Source organism: Haloarcula japonica DSM 6131, from assembly GCF_000336635.1.
GTDB lineage: Archaea > Halobacteriota > Halobacteria > Halobacteriales > Haloarculaceae > Haloarcula > Haloarcula japonica.
Map to the genome: position 1 here is coordinate 161,445 of NZ_AOLY01000042.1, position 16,836 is coordinate 178,280.

18 protein-coding genes are annotated in these 16,836 nt (G+C 58.1%); 7 read left to right on the forward strand and 11 right to left on the reverse strand.

From position 1 onward, the window contains the following. Positions 1-187: 187 nt before the first annotated feature. The 5 genes from C444_RS18780 to C444_RS18800 form a co-directional block, all read right to left on the reverse strand. Complete coding sequence (locus C444_RS18780) at positions 188-1,579, reverse strand: IS1182 family transposase (RefSeq protein WP_004594650.1); 1,392 nt, start codon at positions 1,577-1,579, stop codon at positions 188-190. Between the two features lie 549 nt (positions 1,580-2,128). Beyond that, the gene (locus C444_RS18785) at positions 2,129-2,533 is read right to left on the reverse strand and encodes a helix-turn-helix domain-containing protein (RefSeq protein ID WP_004594652.1); all 405 of its coding nucleotides are present in this window, start codon (positions 2,531-2,533) and stop codon (positions 2,129-2,131) included. Between the two features lie 143 nt (positions 2,534-2,676). Continuing rightward, positions 2,677-3,138, reverse strand: coding sequence for a YeeE/YedE family protein (locus tag C444_RS18790; RefSeq protein ID WP_004594653.1), 462 nt, complete (start codon positions 3,136-3,138; stop codon positions 2,677-2,679). A gap of 67 nt (positions 3,139-3,205) precedes the next feature. Further along, positions 3,206-3,697 carry a YeeE/YedE family protein gene (locus C444_RS18795; protein WP_004594654.1) on the reverse strand — a complete coding sequence of 164 codons (492 nt, stop codon included), beginning with the start codon at positions 3,695-3,697 and terminating at the stop codon, positions 3,206-3,208. A gap of 8 nt (positions 3,698-3,705) precedes the next feature. Further along, the gene (locus C444_RS18800; protein ID WP_004594655.1) at positions 3,706-4,941 is read right to left on the reverse strand and encodes an MBL fold metallo-hydrolase; all 1,236 of its coding nucleotides are present in this window, start codon (positions 4,939-4,941) and stop codon (positions 3,706-3,708) included. A 249-nt stretch (positions 4,942-5,190) separates the two neighbouring features. Here C444_RS18800 and C444_RS18805 point away from each other — a divergent pair, with 249 nt between their 5' ends. Together C444_RS18805 and C444_RS18810 are read left to right on the forward strand one after the other, a co-directional pair. Next, the gene (locus tag C444_RS18805) at positions 5,191-5,436 is read left to right on the forward strand and encodes a sulfurtransferase TusA family protein (protein ID WP_004594656.1); all 246 of its coding nucleotides are present in this window, start codon (positions 5,191-5,193) and stop codon (positions 5,434-5,436) included. A 2-nt stretch (positions 5,437-5,438) separates the two neighbouring features. After that, the gene (locus C444_RS18810; RefSeq protein ID WP_004594657.1) at positions 5,439-6,026 is read left to right on the forward strand and encodes a DsrE/DsrF/DrsH-like family protein; all 588 of its coding nucleotides are present in this window, start codon (positions 5,439-5,441) and stop codon (positions 6,024-6,026) included. 235 nt (positions 6,027-6,261) lie between these two features. On the opposite strand, the gene trxA is transcribed toward C444_RS18810, so the two are convergent. Beyond that, entirely contained in the window at positions 6,262-6,639 is a 378-nt protein-coding gene (gene trxA, locus C444_RS21905; RefSeq protein ID WP_204365970.1) for a thioredoxin, read from the reverse strand. Positions 6,640-7,131: 492 nt separating this feature from the next. Between trxA and C444_RS18820 the strand changes: the two genes are divergently transcribed. The 4 genes from C444_RS18820 to C444_RS18835 all read left to right on the forward strand — a co-directional run bounded on the left by C444_RS18820 (position 7,132) and on the right by C444_RS18835 (position 10,705). Continuing rightward, positions 7,132-7,572 carry a DUF302 domain-containing protein gene (locus C444_RS18820; RefSeq protein WP_004594659.1) on the forward strand — a complete coding sequence of 147 codons (441 nt, stop codon included), beginning with the start codon at positions 7,132-7,134 and terminating at the stop codon, positions 7,570-7,572. A gap of 1 nt (position 7,573) precedes the next feature. Beyond that, complete coding sequence (locus C444_RS18825; protein ID WP_004594660.1) at positions 7,574-8,134, forward strand: class I SAM-dependent methyltransferase; 561 nt, start codon at positions 7,574-7,576, stop codon at positions 8,132-8,134. 502 nt (positions 8,135-8,636) lie between these two features. Further along, complete coding sequence (locus C444_RS18830) at positions 8,637-10,052, forward strand: sodium-dependent transporter (RefSeq protein ID WP_004594662.1); 1,416 nt, start codon at positions 8,637-8,639, stop codon at positions 10,050-10,052. Positions 10,053-10,261: 209 nt separating this feature from the next. Beyond that, positions 10,262-10,705 (forward strand): MaoC family dehydratase, encoded by a 444-nt coding sequence (locus C444_RS18835; protein WP_004594665.1) that lies wholly within the window; start codon positions 10,262-10,264, stop codon positions 10,703-10,705. 234 nt (positions 10,706-10,939) lie between these two features. On the opposite strand, the gene C444_RS18840 is transcribed toward C444_RS18835, so the two are convergent. Next, a complete protein-coding gene (locus C444_RS18840) occupies positions 10,940-11,698 on the reverse strand; it encodes a creatininase family protein (protein ID WP_049909620.1) in 759 nt (252 codons plus the stop codon). 762 nt (positions 11,699-12,460) lie between these two features. On the opposite strand from C444_RS18840, the gene C444_RS18845 reads away from it, so the two are divergent. Continuing rightward, on the forward strand, positions 12,461-13,759 hold the full coding sequence (locus C444_RS18845; protein ID WP_004594669.1) for a DUF6498-containing protein: 1,299 nt from the start codon (positions 12,461-12,463) through the stop codon (positions 13,757-13,759). A gap of 29 nt (positions 13,760-13,788) precedes the next feature. On the opposite strand, the gene C444_RS18850 is transcribed toward C444_RS18845, so the two are convergent. The 4 genes from C444_RS18850 to C444_RS18865 form a co-directional block, all read right to left on the reverse strand. Beyond that, positions 13,789-14,172, reverse strand: a complete 384-nt coding sequence (locus C444_RS18850; protein ID WP_004594670.1) for a hypothetical protein — start codon at positions 14,170-14,172, stop codon at positions 13,789-13,791. Between the two features lie 249 nt (positions 14,173-14,421). Further along, entirely contained in the window at positions 14,422-15,612 is a 1,191-nt protein-coding gene (locus tag C444_RS18855) for an outer membrane protein assembly factor BamB family protein (RefSeq protein WP_004594671.1), read from the reverse strand. Positions 15,613-15,709: 97 nt separating this feature from the next. Beyond that, positions 15,710-15,907: a heavy-metal-associated domain-containing protein gene (locus tag C444_RS18860; RefSeq protein WP_049909622.1), complete on the reverse strand. Its 198-nt coding sequence runs from the start codon at positions 15,905-15,907 to the stop codon at positions 15,710-15,712. Positions 15,908-16,371: 464 nt separating this feature from the next. After that, complete coding sequence (locus C444_RS18865) at positions 16,372-16,806, reverse strand: universal stress protein (RefSeq protein ID WP_049909623.1); 435 nt, start codon at positions 16,804-16,806, stop codon at positions 16,372-16,374. Positions 16,807-16,836: the final 30 nt, after the last annotated feature.

The following is a 16,836-nucleotide window of genomic DNA, read 5'->3' on the forward strand; positions in this document are numbered from 1 at the left end:
TTACTTCTTGAGCCTGTCCGAGAATCTCATTAGATGTAGTTGACCAGCAAACAGAATGGCCACAATGCGAGTTTCAGAAAACAAACACCGATGGGAATNGAGCCTGTCCGAGAATCTCATTAGATGTAGTTGACCAGCAAACAGAATGGCCACAATGCGAGTTTCAGAAAACAAACACCGATGGGAATTACCCCGCTATCGTCTCTGCCACTGAGTGGCTGTCCGGCTCTTGGCCGGACCGCCACAGCTTCAAGAGGTTATGTGTCGCTGAGAACAGTGACCACTCTGCCTGTGCCCCCTTCCGCCCACGCAAGAGGAACCGATCGCATCCGCGTGTAACATGCTGTCCAAAGACTGCCTCAACAGTCTGACCACGTTTGCTATAGATGTCTCTGCCACGTTGTGTTCTAAGTTTCCGCTCCATGCGCTCTTTCGGTCCGTAGGAGTTCGGGATCCGCCCGCGAGGCGGATCCATCTCCCGGAGTTCCTTCCGTCGTTTCCACTCTTTGGTCGTGGCGATGAACAACTCGGTTTGCTCATCAGCTAATTGGGCGTTGGCTTGGCTCCAGTAACCAGCGTCGCCGATTAGTTTCTCAGGACGTTGTCCGTTGGTTTCCTCGCACTCTGCGAGCATTGGGTCAAGTTGCTGAACATCGTTTGCGTCGGTCGTAATGTCCTGTGCAACGATTATCTGATGAGCGCAATCAACCATCGCTTGGCTATTGTATCCCTGTTTCCAGCCGTTACGAGTCTTGAGGAGCTGACTTTCTGGATCAGTCGTGTTCGCTTTCTTGTCGTCCGGAAGCTCAACCTCCTCCGGAGGGTTGGGCTTCCGGCCTCGTTTTTTCCGCCCCATCTCTGTTTCTTCCTTCTCTCGCTCACGAATCTTCCGGGCTTGCTCTTCCTTGCGCTGTTGTTCTTGTTTGTCAAGCTTCGCTTTGGCCTCCTGCAGTCGTTCAAGCCGGTCCTCGTGCTCCCGGAGCTTCTCCGGGAGCTCGTCCCCACGCTCTTCTGGACCGTACCCCTCATCCTCAGCCTCGTCAACCGCTTCTGCCTCCTCGAGGATGTTCTCTATCTCTGCTTGCAGCTGCTCACGTGTCTTGTTTGCGTCAACCGCAGCGTCCCCCTGAACACGTCGTCCGTCGACCGATACTTCCTCAAGATCAGCGAGGCCAGCCTCACGGCAGAGACGAAGAATCTCCTCAAAGAGGTGCTTGAAGTCCTCTCGGTGGTCTTTCCGAAAATCACTGATCGTCCGGAAATCTGGCTGCTGGTTCGCAGCCAGATACCGGAACGCGATATCACGTTCGAGCAACCGATCTAATTTGCGCGAACTCCGGACACCAATCGAATAGCCGAAGACGAGGATTTTCAATAACATCACAGGGTGGTAGGACGGCCGCCCGCGGCCGTCCTGCTGTGGATCCGGATAGAATGGCTCCAGTCTCCCTTCGCTGTCGAGAAAATCAATCGTGTCAGAAACGAATCTCTCCAGGCTGTCTTCCTCAACCCATTCCGAGAGGTCCTTTGGAAGGAGGTGCTGTTGATCTTGATTATATCTAATAAAATTATAGCTCATCTGCTAGTTCCGTTGCTGTATACGGGTTTGAGCTAGTAATAATTACCGATATGATGGAATATTGACTATCGAGATTTCACGCCATCAGGCGATGTTTTTCGGACAGGCTCTNCGGGTTTGAGCTAGTAATAATTACCGATATGATGGAATATTGACTATCGAGATTTCACGCCATCAGGCGATGTTTTTCGGACAGGCTCTGTCCTTCGGCACACTACTGATATCGCCGGCAAGCAGAACGCTCTGCCACTCAAACTGGGTGTCGATGTCATAGACGAGAAACCGGCGACGGTCTGCCCGATTGCGCGACCGGCCCGGGTCGCGGTCAGTCCGAACGGCACCCAATCAGATTTGCCGGTCACGGCGTGGCTGTCTTCGGCGCAGTCTCCGGCGGATGTCGACGTCGAACTCGATGGTCTCCAGCACGTCGCCGTGATACAACAACCATACAATATCACCCATCTGCGAAAAATAGTGACACCCATCCGACCACATCAGAAATCCGCTCGGTACGGGAGTGACAGAGGGTAATTGAGAGAAGAAGGCGTCTTAACTTTCGGCAGTGGGGGCTGAAGTGTCGGACTGTTCATACTTGTTCTCGAACTCTTGAATCAGTTGGCCCATCTTCGCGTACCAGTCGTTGAGCATCCGCTGCATCTCGTCTGCGATCTGTGACGGGTCCGTCGGCGAGTAGACGTGGTAGTAGCCGCCCTGGTCGTAGTTGATCTGGTCCTTCTCGATGAACCCCGTCTGGAGGAGCCGCTGGACGGCGCGATATGCAGTCGAGCGCTCGCGGTCGACCGCGTCGGCGAGTTCGTCGACGGTCAGTGGTTCGTCAGCCTCGACGAGCGCCCGAAAGCACTCTTTGTCGAGTTCTTTGAGCCCGTGGAAACATTCCAACAGCCCCTCACACTGCATATCCCGGCGGAGCTGTTCAGACATCGAATCTGGCATCGTTATCACCTCCTCGTAGCCGCTACGCGGTAATAAGACTTGTGTACGGTTCACACAAATGCACGCACGACCCGGTAAAATCTGCCCTCTGGAGGACGGATGTGTGCGTTCATAACATATCCGCTACAGACCACACCGAATGGCTAGTCTGCACCCGTCGCGGTTATATCGCGTGTCTCGATCCGGGTTCGCCAGTAGCCCTGGAGATATGCCCCGAGAAACATCCCAGTGAGCGCCCAGAGGATAGTGACGTTGCCGATACCGAGGCTCGCGTAGGCAGCCCCCGGACAGATGCCGGACAGCCCCCAGCCGACGCCGAAAATGGCACCACCGATCAGGACGTTCCGGTCGAAGGACTTCAGACGCCGTTCAAAGGTGTCTCCGGTCAGCGGCGCGCGGCCGAGGAGGCGGGGCGCGAGGAAGAAGGTCACCCCCGTCACGGCAGCCCCGCCGAACATCACGAACACCAGCCCGAAGTCCTCGAACTGGAGGAAATCCAGAACGACTTCCGGGCGCGCCATCTGGCTGTACGCGAGTCCGAACCCGAAGACGAGGCCGCCGACGAGAATCAGCGGCATGAATGCGGGGTGGCGGTCGTCGCTCACGTGTCGCTCCCTCCGGTCGCTCCCGTCTGCTCGTTTCGAGACTCTCGCTCCGCTCGACTCGCGAAGCTCACGGACTCACCCCCAATGCGGAAACCAGCTGTGCAGTGATGATGGCGACTGCGAGGAACGTCAGGACGCCGATGATCGACGTTTTCGACGCTGAGCCGACGCCACAGACGCCGTGGCCCGACGTACAGCCCTTCCCGACGCGTGTTCCGATACCGACGAATAACCCACCGAGGAGGAGTCGCCACGGCTGGACGTCCGTGGTCCATGCGCCGCCCTGATAGACGACCGCGTACACGGCTGCCCCGAGGATGATACCGAGCGTGAACACGACGCGCCAGTCACGGGAACTGACGTACTGCTGGAACCGGGACCGGTCCGAGACGTACGACAGCGTCGACTCCAGGAACGTACTCGCGCCGGCGCTGATGCCGGTGCCGAGATAGATGACGACAGTCCCGAGCCCGACTAGCAGGCCACCGACGGCGTAGCGACTGATGCCGTTCGGAAACAGTTCGGCGGTTACCTGCAGTGGGAGTGCCTCAATCACCATTGGCGTGGTTAGTCACCCGCAAGGGATTCCTGGCTAGCGGCGCAGTTGTTCGGCCCGAGTTCCAGCGTGAACGCTTCCTCGTCGTCGACGGCGTTCTGCCCGAGGTTCGTCGCGATGATCTCCTCGTAGTTGGCCGGTCGCGGCGGCATATCTGAGAGGACGAGCTCGACGAACGCGTCCTCGTCCATGGTGAGCGCGTCCATTTCTTCGACGAGCTCACCGATTGGTGCGGTAAAGGTGCCGTCCTCGGCGGGTTCGGCGGCGTCGCTGAAGTGCGCACCGCCGACGAGCGTGTCGTCGGGCAGGGGTAGCACGCGCTCTTGAAGCGACTCGTAGAGCATGCGTGCGGCTTCGGGCGCGCCCTCGTCGCCCTCTTCGAGGTCGGGGCGAGCGACGCTCTCGATGAGGAGCCCGTCGCCCGTTGCGAGCAGGCTCCCGTCGACAAGGTAGGAGGTCATCCCGGTCGTATGGCCGGGCGTGGAGACTGTCTCGATAGTCGCGTCGCCGACATCGAACGTGTCGCCGTCTTCGGCGGTCGTCAGGTCAGCGTCCTGCCGAGCTTGCGAGGCAGGGCTCGTGGAGCTTTGCTCCGCGGCGTAGGTGACGCCGCGGTCGACGGCGGCCTCTGGAATGACGCCCTCGACGCCTTCCGCGTCGAGGTTGCGAACGCCGGAGATGTGATCGGCGTGGATGTGCGTATCGAGCGCGTACTGCAGGTCGACGCCGAGGTCGGCGGTGTCTTCGAGGTAGCGGTCAGTGAACGCCCGCAGCGGGTCGATGATAGCGGCCTCACCGTCGTTGTACAGGAGATAGCCGAGACAGCCCGAGGACGGCCGCTGGTACTGCAGGAGTGTACCGGCACCGTCGTAGCGTTCGACCTCGACGGCCTCGTAGATACTTGCCCACCCGTTCATGCCGTCTTCGAGATGGTTGACGTCGTAACCATGTTCTGCGAGCGTACCCGCGACATACTCGCTTGCGCCGCCTTTCGCACACAGGACAGTCACTTCGCGGTCGTCAGGGACCCGTTCGAGGACGTCGTCGATGTCGTCCTCGAGGAACTCGAAGTACGGGACGTTGAATGAGGTGACGGTCTCACCGCCGATACGCCACTCGTCGTAGTCCGATTGCATACGAGTGTCGAGAAGCGTCACGTCCTCGCCGGCGTCGATACGGTCTTTGAGCGATTCTGGAGCTACCGATTCAACGTCGATGTCTGGCGTCGGAAAGTCGTCAGCGTTCATGTTGTACACTCATTTCTACCGGACGGATACACAAAAGCATTTGCATGGTAATTCACATTCTAAACAATACTATCCACCGGTCTAATTTATATAGGAGTCCAATATACCTCAAAAAAGGTCTAAAAAGCACGTTTAAACAGATACGTGAGCGGACAGTTGTTTGCATACTGCCCAATAGCCAACAATCTTTTACTTGACTAGGTGGTATTGTGCGATAGCTCCAAGACAATCTAACGGAGCAAATAACCAATGAACGCTGAATTTGACATCGCGGAGACGCTCGACGTGAAAGGTGCATCGTGTCCCATGCCAGTGGTGAAAACGAAGTCGGCTACCGATGACCTCGACGCTGGCGACGTCCTCGAAGTGCTGGCGACCGACCCGGGAAGCATGAGCGATATCGACGGCTGGGCCGCCGGCACCGAGGGCGTTAAGCTCGTTGACCAGGAGGAGGGCGACGACGTGTACAGGCACTACGTCCGCAAGACCGCGTAACGATGAGCACGGACACACCAGACGCGCCATCCGACGATGCGCCCTCCGATGAGCCGCCATCGCGTACGGAGCTGGCTGCCCGCGTCGACGAACTGGAAGAGGCGCTCGCCGAGGCCACGACCGAGGACGACACGAAGAAGATGAGCATCATCGCGACGAAGGGCACACTCGATATGGCGTACCCGCCGCTCATCCTCGCTAGCACCGCCGCTGCGTTCGGGTACGAGGTGACGGTCTTCCACACGTTCTGGGGGCTGGACATCCTTCACGAGGAACGCTCGAAAAACCTCAAACTGAGCTCCGTCGGCAACCCGAACATGCCGATGCCGAACGCGGTCGCCGCGATTCCCGGCATGGACCGTGTGACGACGAAAATGATGGAGAAGAAAATCGCGGACAACGATACTGCGACAATCGAGGAGTTGCTGGAGACGAGCCTCGACATGGGCGTTGAGTTTCAGGCCTGCCAGATGACTATCGGCCTGATGGACTACGACGAGGCTGACTTCTACGATGGCGTTACCACCGGTGTCGGCGCTGCGACAGCACTTCAGGACATGGCTGAGGCCGACATTCAACTTCTCGTCTGAAACGACTAATCGCGTGCAGGCAGCCCCGGCGGACAACTATTTGATTGAATCAGTATGTGCAAAAATATTCTGTGGATATTACAATACTATCCAGTATTATACGTGGAGCCTGCCTGTGGAGGGAAGCGCTGAGGAAAAACTACTGAACGGAGTCCTGATGAACCGCTACGGGTCCTCTAAGCTTGTGAGACGGGATTTGCCTCCGCTTCTCCCAGGTGAACTTGCTACCATCGAATCACGCGTATTCTTCGATTACGGAACGCAATTGTGCTTCGTCCTGCAGTCCGACGAGTCGTTCGACCAGCTCCCCGTTGGTAAACAGAAGCAGCGTCGGGACACCTCGAACGCCGTACTCGGTGGCGAGCTTCTGGTTCGCGTCGACGTCAATCTTCGCCACTTTCGCAGCGGTCTCAGCGGTGACGGTTTCGACGACGGGTTCAAGCATCTGGCACGGCCCACACCAGTCGGCGTAGAAGTCGACCAGAACCACGTCGTGATCGGTAGCCGTATCGGACAACCCGGCTTTTCCATCGACCGTAATCGGTTCGGAGAGGTTTCTTGATTCAGATTCGTTGGCACTACCCGGTTCATCTCGGGTACGAAGCTCATCCAGTTTTTATCATCTGATCTCCGCTAACTCGTCAGTCCTCACTCCCCCACTCGGACCGGATTGACCCATCTATTTTGCAGACTCTGTGCAATAATGCCTTGCACTGAGGGAGTCCATACGAGACCCAAAACTGGAACTCGACCAGCAGTCGATTCCCATCCCCGGCGTCACGGCCGATGGTTCTCTCAAACGGTAACTGAGGTCGGACAGTCTCATATATGACACCAAGTCGGTGTTACCTATTGTGTGGGATTTCACAGATGGATTCGGCTCAGTACCTGTGTCAGTGCTCGGTAATGGTGTACTTCACTGGCCATTAGATAGCCACATCTCTTCCGAAGTACCACATAACAAAACATACTCGGCCGACGCGCTACAGTTGCGATATCGACGAGTACCGACCCGACCGCTCGATCCGGAACTCGAAATATCTCTCCGTTCATTCGACAATGTATCCGAAGAGACTTTGTTCTGTAGGTACAATACAACACACGAATGGTACTCCCAATCGACCCGAGCCAGATCGACCCTGAAGACATCGGCGAACAACAGGCAACGCTCGAAATGAGTCACGAAGACGCGATCGAACACGTCCGGGACGTGTTCACCGACGCCGGATTCGGCGTCCCTGTCGAATTCTCGCCCTCCGAAATGCTCAACGAGAAGGTCGACGCGGATCGTGACCCCTACTACGTATTGGGGGCCTGTAACCCAGAGGTCGCTGACCGTGCCCTCGACGCGACGGACAACAAACTCGGTGCGCTCATGGCTTGTAACGTCGTCATTTGGGAAGAAGAACCCGGACAACAGCGCGTCTATCACGTCTCGATTATGCGTATCGCCCGCCTCGTCGGGATGGCACCCGACAACGAGGAGATGGCAGATATCGTCGCCGATACCGGTGAACTCGTTGACGAGGCGTTCCAGAACCTCTAACATGGGGTATCACACATTCGACGCCGGCCGGGCCGACAAGCTCGAGGACGCACAGCAACGGTACCGCTCCCTCTCCGCCGAAGAGCTCCGCTGGGCGCTATCGCCTGAGCGTGACGAGACGGTCGCAGACCTCGGGAGCGGGACCGGCTTCTACACCGACGATGTTGCACCCGCCGTCGAACAAGTGTACGCTGTGGATGTCCAGGAAGCGATGCACGACTACTACCGCCAAAAAGGCGTCCCTGACAACGTCGCCCTCGTGACAAGCGGGATCGACGACCTTCCATTCGATACCGGCAGTCTCGACGGGGCGTTCTCGACGATGACGTACCACGAATTCGCTAGCGGCGAGGCGCTGAGCGAGGTTGCACGGGTGCTCACGCCCGGCGGGACGTTCGCCATCGCCGATTGGGCGGCGTCCGGCAGTGGTCGCAACGGTCCGCCCATCGACGAGCGGTTTTCCGCTGCCGAGGCCACGGACGCGCTCCGGCAGCACGGATTCACGATCGAGTTCGAGGCGGTGCGACCGGAGACGTTCCTGCTCGTTGCGAGTGCCGAATAACAGAACTGGCTACTGGTCACGTCATTTTTGCTATGGCCGAGTCTAACGCGGAGCCTCTGCGTTTCAAGGGGTTCCGCCGTCGTGAACCGGTCGTCAACTGGCGAACAGGCGTTGCCCTGCGCGTTCACGATCGGCGGCCAGCACCGCTCCCAACGGGACGAACGGCGTCATCTTGTCTATTCCCATCTCACTATTGTCGACTGTGGCCGTCATCACCGGCTGAAGGTCGGCCAGAATTCGCTGGGTATCTGTGAGGCCGAGCGGGAGGGGGTGTGAGTGCTCTCACGGAACTCCGTGGCTAGCGCCACGGGGACCCAGTCTGCGGTGGATTACTGTCGCTGTTTTCCCGCGACGAGCATCCAATTTCCGGCGGTCGGTTGAGTAACCACGCACGGCAGTCCGTGTGCGGGCAAGACTGTTGGATGGCTAACTCCTTCCTAATTACACGCAAGGGATCGAATCAACACAGGTTTGAATCCCCAATGGACAGAGGTGAACACGAATGTCCGATCGTGACTCATGGATATCGAACCTCGGCTTTGTACTTGCCGCCGTCGGTGGTGCGGCGGGCCTCGGGAACATCTGGCGGTTCCCGTGGCTCACTGCCGGGAACGGTGGCAGCGCGTTCCTCCTCGTCTACCTGCTCGTCGTCGTCGGAATCGGCGTCCCGGGGCTGCTTGCTGAGTTCGTCCTCGGCCGGTGCGGGCGACAGACACCAACCGCAGCGTTGCGCTCGCTTACCGGCTCCCGCTGGGGATCATGGCTGGGTGCGTTCAACGTCCTCACGACGCTCGTCATCCTTTCGTTCTACTCCGTCGTCGGCGGGTGGATCCTTCGCTACACGCTGGTCTCGCCAGTCGGGACGTACTTCGGGCAGCCCCAGCAGTACTTCGGGGCGATGAGCTTCGGCCTCGAAGCGGTCGCCTTTCACCTGCTGTTCCTCGGTATCGTCGCCGCGATTGTCTTCTTCGGCGTGAGCCACGGCATCGAACGCGTCTCGAAGGTGATGCTGCCTGGCGTCGTACTAATCCTGCTCGGCCTCGCGGTATGGACGGCCACCCAGCCGGGTACGGCCGCCGGCTACGCGTTCTATCTCAGCTTCGACGCCGACTATCTCGCTGCCAACTTCCTGAGCGTTATCGGGCCAGCGGCGGGCCAGGCGCTGTTCACTCTCTCGCTTGGCGCTGGGGTAATGCTGACGTACGCCTCGTATCTCGACGACAACGCATCCCTTCCGCGAGATACGCTGGTCATCGCTGTCTCGAACACGTTCATCGGTGTCCTCGCCGGCTTGGTCGTCATTCCGCTGCTGTTTTCCCAGGGTGTCGACCCCGGACAGGGCGGTCCTGGCGCGTTGTTCGTCGCCCTCGCGACGGCATTTGCGACGCTTCCGGGCGGGGAACTCGTCGCGACGGCGTTCTTCGCGACCGTTTTGATGGCCGCGGTGACCAGCGGTATCAGTCTGCTCGAAACGCCGGTCGCCACACTCGTCGACAGTTTCGGCGTCCCGCGACGCCGTGCAACGGTGCTGGTCACAGTCCTGCTTGCGGTCACTGGGAGCGGGCTGGCACTCACGAGCCCGGTGTTCCAGTTCGTCTCCGGCACGCTCGCAGATCTCATGCTGACCGTCGGGCTGTTCGCATTCACTGTTATCGTGGGCTGGCTGCTGCGCGGGGAAGCGCTGGCGGAGTTCCGCGCTGGAACCGATCGCTTCGAATGGGTAGCCAGACCGTGGCTGCTGACCGTTAGCTGGGTGCTCCCCGTCGTCGTGCTGTTCCTGTTGACCAACACGCTCGCGTCGCTCGCCGGAATGTCGCTGGGGTTCGGCGGCCGAGCGCTTATTGCTGTGGTCGGCACCGTTGTCCTTGCTGTCGCAGTTACGAGCGGAAGCTGGAGCGACCGACTGAGTTCGAGCTAAATACACCCGTCTTGATTTTGCTGATATTCCGAGCATATCTCCACCGAGAGAGCTTTCTTTTCCACTTTGGCTTACTGCACAGCGTTCGCCATCGCCCCTCGTATGCAGTGTAATAATTCCTAAACTCAGTATTGCTGCCATACTCACGGAAATGCATTCTATCGGTGATCGCGCCGGGTTTTTTGTTTGTGCCCCCTGTTCGTGGTCGTATGAAACTTTACGAGGATGTTTCGGTTGGCGACGTACGGCAATCCGATGGATACACTGTGTCGAAGTCCGAGATCGTAGAGTTCGGTGAGAAGTACGATCCACAACCGTTCCACACCGATGAGGACGCAGCGAAGGATTCCGTCTTCGGCGGGCTAGTCGCCTCCGGGTGGCAGACCGCCGCGATCTGTATGCGTCTCAACGTCGAGAACAGCGAGGACATGGCAACTCAGGCTGGCGTCGGCGTCGACGATCTCCGCTGGCATCAGCCGCTCCAGCCCGGTGACACGCTACGACTACGAACTGAAATCATCGACAAGCGACCCTCCGACAGTGACCCCAGCCGGGGGTTCATCACCACCCGCCACGAAGGCCTGAATCAGGACGACGAGCTGGTTATTTCATACGAGGCGACAGCCATGATCCGCCGCGAGACCGACGAGTGACGACACAGGCAATGTGTGGTACTTGCCAGTAACGTGGCACTTTCCCGTTTTCAGCCGTGCTCTGGCCCACAGCACCGCTCCCGTCGGAACAATCTGAGACAGCCCGCGAGATTGCCGCGTACGCATTCAGGACGTGTATTCGAGTCTTAGTCACAAACCAGTACGCATCGGCGAGGCCTGCTGGTACCCGCTTATCTCAAAAACGTCCAAGTGGACACACTCTCACGCCTTCGACTAGACTGCGCTGCGTTCCGTCTCGACCGCCTCGACGTACGCCTCGACGACATTCTCGATAATCGCTTCTCCGGCCTCGGTTGTCGCCGCTGTCGGATCACCGAGGACACCGTTTTCGGTGATTGATTTGAACCCTTCACTTAGCAGCCGAGCCGGCGAAATATCACCTTCAGGTCCGGGTTCGACATTCTCCGTCCTGACGAGACCTTCATCGATGGCTAGCACAATCGCTGTTTCGGCGGCTCCGGCGTGGATTACATCCTGTTCGTACTCGATACCGGCCTTGCTGAGACCCTCATTCAGCAACTGCATGTGTTCGTCGAGGTCGGCGAGCGGGATCACTGAGGCTTCGAGTTCTCGTGCGATGTCAGGAGCCACGGTTTTGACCGGCCCGAAGTTCCCACCGTGAGTCGGGACGAGAACGATGTGTTCGAAGCCATGGGTGTCGAGGGATCTGCAGTACGACCGAATGACATCCATCAACGTCTCGGGTGGAACGGTTATTGTACCGGGGAACTCCATATGATGTCCCGAACATCCGGGGCGAATTGTCGGGGCGGCAAGAGCATCACCCATTTCAACCGCCATTCGGCGCGAGAGTTCGTCCCCGTCCAGCGTATCCATGTTCAGTGGCAAGTGTCGGCCGTGTTGTTCGATTGAACCGACAGCGACGATTACCGTCCGTGTTCCGTTGTCGAGGGCAGACTCTATCTCTGGCCATACCATCTCCTCAAGACACACTGACCTGCGAGAAGACATTGTTGTCAGTCAACTGCCTTGATGTAAATGCCTGACGAAACCTGAACACGATCTCCCATCAGTCGGCAGCGGACCCGCTGGCTGCCTGCTTTTCTTGCCGATGAACTTATTGACGGCTGACTGCCACAGCTCACGTGTTGGTTTTGTGTACCAACTCTGACTGCCTTGCACAGGGCGGAGTTCGTCTGAAGCACAATTGCTGGCACTCACTTTCCCTTCCCAGGTATAATTCGTTTTTACCCCTCTAAACAGTCAGTACAGCGGCCAGCACCGGGTAGCGAGGGCTGACCACATTCCGTACACGCATCGAGGCCTACGCTGGAATCCCCCCGTGGGATCGGTATCGTGTTCAGTGCTTTTCGCAATCGCTTCCTCATGCCATCACGTACTGTGGCTAATTATTTTAATATTTGGGGAAAATCTGTCTAAGGTGACCCAATCAGTACCCTGGGAGTCTTGAAAACTCTCACTTGTGGTCTAAGTACGTGGTCTTATACACGTACAACGACATTTACCCACCGTCAATTCGGTGTGTCAGTCAATACGGGTAGAAATATACCCACGATCACTGCTGTCCGTCAGCGCGGCCTGACGATGCCCGCGCTTTCAGTGCCCACACGTTGGATTCTCCTGCAGTTCGGACTCAGAGAGGAGACTGCTTCCTGCATGAGTCGAAGTCGTGTGCTGCCTCTTGCCCGTTGCGTGGCGCAGTTGGCTGTGCAATCAGTTCGTTCATATGCCACTAGCTATCACCACAGAATAATGCCCTCCACCGGACAGCTCCTCCGTACAGGGGATAGCCGTCGGACGGAACTACTCGGCACTATCGTCTCGAATTCGCTTCCGATTGTTGGCGTTGCGTTCTTCGACTGGAGTGCGGCTGCATTGCTGTTTCTCTACTGGCTTGAGCTTGGAGTCGACTCGGTCTGGGCACTCGTCCGAGCAGTGTTCGCCGGTCGCCCACCGGAGATTGAGACCGACACCTTACTCGTTGGACCGTTGGCGGAACGACAGTTCGCCATCTCCGTCCCGCGAACAGATTTGCGAGTCTATCTCACGACGCTGCTTGTACTCCCAATTACCGTTCTCATTCTGGCGGGCGTCTGGTTGTTTACTGGGGCCCTGCTGATCGGTCCACTCCCGGAACCCAGCACGGAGACGGTAACTGGCGTAATGCTTGCAACTGTCGGAATTTTCGTTCTGACGGGTGTCACAACGGCACGGAATTACTTCTACAGCGGGGAGTATCGGAAACACAACTCGACGACAGCGTTTCGCGGACTGTTACCACGGATAGTAACCGTCTTTTTCGGCGGCATACTCACGCTGACACTGATAACAGCAGCTACGGAGGGGCCTGAAGCGGAACTCGGCAGTCTCGACCCGACTGTTGTCGGACTGCCGCTGGTACTCATGGTTGTCTGTTTCAAATTCACGTCTGACCTCTTGGGCGTCTACAGCGACCGTCTTGCCGTCTATTTCAATTCGTACGATCAGGAATACGGCTGGCAAACGGCCCCGTCGAAAGCACGAACTATCGACGGGTCACTCGCTGATGCACCTGAGCGGGTTCGTCCGGTTCGCTGGGGACGGGTCATCGGCGGCCTTCTCCGATTCCCAGATCACCCAGGAAGCCTGTTTATTGGTGGCATGGGGCTGCTCGTTGCGGTCCTGTTTGCGATTGGCAGTGCGTGGGACATCGTTGCCGTGATCGTTGTCGCAAGCGTTGGCATTCCGGTTCTCCTGCTGTGTCTCGATCAGCTATTGCGATACGGGGCGATCGAATACCGAATTGACCCTGCCGCTGGTGTGCTCGTCGCATATGATCGTCTGTTTGGAACGGCACTTTGGCGAATCGAGTCGTGGGAGGAACGTGGCCTGCGCGTTACGAAGACGCCTCTTGATTCACTGCTTGGAACGGAGACGGTTACTATCGAACACGCTGAAGGCGAGTATATACTGCCACATTTGCCCGATACCGCCTCAGTCGTTGCGATGTTTGACCGACAGCCAGACCGGGCAGAACAGATACTCCTCGGTCGGGCCGGGGTACTCGGGTGAGGTGTTTGAGTGGCCTGTGGCGGACTTCGTTATCTGTCATCGGCGACGGTGTTGTCGGTCCACAGGTCGTAGCCGACGACCAGCGCCATGCCACTCGTCGGAATAATCAACAGCAGCCTGCCAACGGGGGAGAAGTCAACGCCCGCCATCGAGAGACCGATGTATGCAACAGCCAGTACCGGTGGGACAGTGAGTGCAACACCGAGTCGGGTGCTGTCCGCCCGGAGGTAGCCAGTGCCCCAGACGACGAGTCCCAGGAGTATGAGCGGGATCGCAAGAGCCCAGATGAGGAATGCGGTGAGCTCTCTCCCGATATCGTTTGTCCCGGCTGTTGTGAACAACAGCGTTCCGAGCAAACAGGCTCCGGCCCCAACGAGAGCACTGAACGCGAACACGCGCTGTAAGCGAGACATCGACGCGCTGTCACGCCTGAGTACTGTGCCCAGCCCGATTAACAGCAGCGCATTCGCGCTTATGATGAGTCTCGGTCTGAGCGTCCGTTGTACCCAAATTGCGCTAAACGGCGGTGGATTGAACACATACGAATCACCTGGTCTCGGTGTCGGCCAAAGTTCGAGTGGCACTGCGGTGATGAGCAGACAGACCGCACCCAAACCGAGGATTGGACCAGCGAACCGATATGAGCGACGCCACATAGCGGGTCACTCACCTCCGAGGGCCACGACGGTGCCGTCCGGTGACACGCTCACGATTCCGCCATCGAGTACCGCAACTGAGATTGCCTGATACTCGGTCGGATACTGCCATACTGCCTCGCCGAGGCGCGTGGTGAACGCGGTGAGGCCATCATCACGCTGGAACGTGAACACAGCATCGTCAGCCGCGGCAGTCACCGCGCCACCGATATTGATTTCAGAGCACCACCGGGGCTCTGGTGGCCCGTTTTCGACGCGGTCGAAGGCGAACGTCGCGCTGGAGGACTCACCCGGGCGCTCGATTGCGTACACGCTATCGGGCGTCACGACCGGGAACTCGAGTGACCGTCTGTCGTCGAGACGCCACTGCTCGGTCCCGTCTGTGAGTGACCGGCCTATCAGGTCGCCGTACGTGCTGCTCACATAGACGGTCCCATCAGAGACGACGGGATATCCTTCAGATCGGTCCGAATGTTCCCACTGGACCTCGCCGGTTTCGGCATCCACTGCCGTTATCCGCTCACCGGCGATGACGACGGTACTGTCGGCCACGGCCAGCCTCGTCCCGTCGGCGGTCGCCGTCCACTGTCGGCGTCCGTCGTCGGTCGACAATCTCGCTATCCCGTCAGTCGTGGGAACGACCAGGGCGTCGTCAGTCACCGCTGGAACGCCTGCCCCGGCCGTGTCGGTGTTTCGCCACGCAACTGCTCCGTCCGCAACCTCGAATGCAGCGATACCGTTCGCCGTTGCGAGAAAGACGCGACTGTTAGCTATCACCGGTGGCGCTGGTTCGTCTCCAATGTCGACCACTGACGGAACCGTCGCCGGTGTGAGATTGTGCCGCCACTGCTCTGTGCCGTCACGGAGCGATAGGGCGACGACACCGGTCGCCGTCGTTAGCATGACAGTTCCGTCGGCAACGACCACCGCGCTTGCACCGGTGGTTTCACCGTCACCGGACGTTGTTGAAATATCTGCGTGCCATCTGACCGATGGTGTCGTGGTTTTCAGTCCGACTGGCGCATAGCCTGTGTTCGTTGCGTCGAACCGCGGCAACGGCCACGAGCCGTCGGGCACTGTCTCGAAGCCGGTGCTGTCGATATCCGATTCGACTGTATGAGATGGGTCCGGTTCGCCGTCGTCAGGGCACGACGACGAACAGCCAGCGATACCGGCGACTGATCCGGTGGCGACCATTCCGAGGAATGTCCGCCGCAACGTGGAGGGCATCGACTGCTCGTTCTGATAGCTCGATAAAAAATGTTATCTACTACAGTGTTCGCGGTGGACTGTCTCAGGTCTCTGCCTCATATCCCGCATCCTCTACAACGGCGATGAGTTGCTCGGGGCTGACGTCGCCGTCGACAGACACCTGTTCGGCGTCTTTATCGGCCTCAGCGCCTTGGACACCAGCGAGCGCCTCGATGGCCTCCTCGACGGTCTGCTCACAGTGACCACAACTCATCCCTTCGACGGTCAACGTCGTAGACATAGCAGTTTTGACGAAGCATGCGCAGAACTTCTGGGTTACGACTTACCTGCTAGAACATTAATAAATAATAGTGATAGAATAGGATTATTCACCCTCAACAATTCAATACATAGTCGTCTCTATATTAGATTGTTACCACTACTGCCCTCCGTGCTCAACACAGGATAGTATCCAACCGTTCGGAGTCACGCCCAGCAGCACTCGGTCAGTTTCGCTGCTAGCGGCCCTGATCTCAGAACTCGGTTCTGACCGAGCTACAGTAAGTACTGCTGAGGCGTGTTCGTGACTCACACAGCCGATTGGAAGCGGGTCCGGTCCAAGAGCGATCGCGGCCGTTGGAACTTTTAAATGGCAGTTGAAGGGATTGCCTTGGTCTGCTCAAATCGTACAACGGTCCGTCGAGCCCGTGACAATCGCTCCCGACGGAGAACTGCGTACGGCCTGTATATGACCACACCAGCCTTTTAGTCTGACTCGGAAACGTCAACAGTGAGTACCGGAACGGATGACTTCGTGACGACCTTCTGCGCTGTGCTCCCGAGCATGTTCTTTTCGTACTTGTCTGCCTGCGTTCCCATCGTAATCAGGTCGATATCGGCGTCAGCAACGTAGGATACGATGCAGTCTGCTGGTTTGCCCCGCTGGATAGCTGTCGAGACCTCGATTCCTTCCTGTTCCAGCGTGTCTCGGACTACCGACGTGGCCTCTTCGCCCTCCGTTCGCAGGTTCTCCAGTACCTCGTCCTGCATCTCGTCATCCATCGACAGGAACGCTCGGTCGTCGATGACATACAGTGCGTGGACGGTGACATCACGCCCGTCGGCAATGTCGATTGTGTGTTCCAGTACCTGCTTCATTGACGCACTCCCATCCGTTGGAACGAGAATATCGCTATACATCGTTCGTACAAATCAAGGTGTCACAAACAT

Coding starts and splice junctions, on each gene's coding strand:
- C444_RS18780 (WP_004594650.1), bottom strand. CDS start 1,579: ATGAGCTATAATTTTATTAGATATAATCAAGATCAACAGCACCTCCTT.
- C444_RS18785 (WP_004594652.1), bottom strand. CDS start 2,533: ATGCCAGATTCGATGTCTGAACAGCTCCGCCGGGATATGCAGTGTGAG.
- C444_RS18795 (WP_004594654.1), bottom strand. CDS start 3,697: ATGGTGATTGAGGCACTCCCACTGCAGGTAACCGCCGAACTGTTTCCG.
- C444_RS18800 (WP_004594655.1), bottom strand. CDS start 4,941: ATGAACGCTGACGACTTTCCGACGCCAGACATCGACGTTGAATCGGTA.
- C444_RS18805 (WP_004594656.1), top strand. CDS start 5,191: ATGAACGCTGAATTTGACATCGCGGAGACGCTCGACGTGAAAGGTGCA.
- C444_RS18810 (WP_004594657.1), top strand. CDS start 5,439: ATGAGCACGGACACACCAGACGCGCCATCCGACGATGCGCCCTCCGAT.
- C444_RS18820 (WP_004594659.1), top strand. CDS start 7,132: ATGGTACTCCCAATCGACCCGAGCCAGATCGACCCTGAAGACATCGGC.
- C444_RS18825 (WP_004594660.1), top strand. CDS start 7,574: ATGGGGTATCACACATTCGACGCCGGCCGGGCCGACAAGCTCGAGGAC.
- C444_RS18830 (WP_004594662.1), top strand. CDS start 8,637: ATGTCCGATCGTGACTCATGGATATCGAACCTCGGCTTTGTACTTGCC.
- C444_RS18835 (WP_004594665.1), top strand. CDS start 10,262: ATGAAACTTTACGAGGATGTTTCGGTTGGCGACGTACGGCAATCCGAT.
- C444_RS18840 (WP_049909620.1), bottom strand. CDS start 11,698: ATGTCTTCTCGCAGGTCAGTGTGTCTTGAGGAGATGGTATGGCCAGAG.
- C444_RS18845 (WP_004594669.1), top strand. CDS start 12,461: ATGCCCTCCACCGGACAGCTCCTCCGTACAGGGGATAGCCGTCGGACG.
- C444_RS18850 (WP_004594670.1), bottom strand. CDS start 14,172: ATGTCTCGCTTACAGCGCGTGTTCGCGTTCAGTGCTCTCGTTGGGGCC.
- C444_RS18855 (WP_004594671.1), bottom strand. CDS start 15,612: ATGGTCGCCACCGGATCAGTCGCCGGTATCGCTGGCTGTTCGTCGTCG.
- C444_RS18860 (WP_049909622.1), bottom strand. CDS start 15,907: ATGTCTACGACGTTGACCGTCGAAGGGATGAGTTGTGGTCACTGTGAG.
- C444_RS18865 (WP_049909623.1), bottom strand. CDS start 16,806: ATGTATAGCGATATTCTCGTTCCAACGGATGGGAGTGCGTCAATGAAG.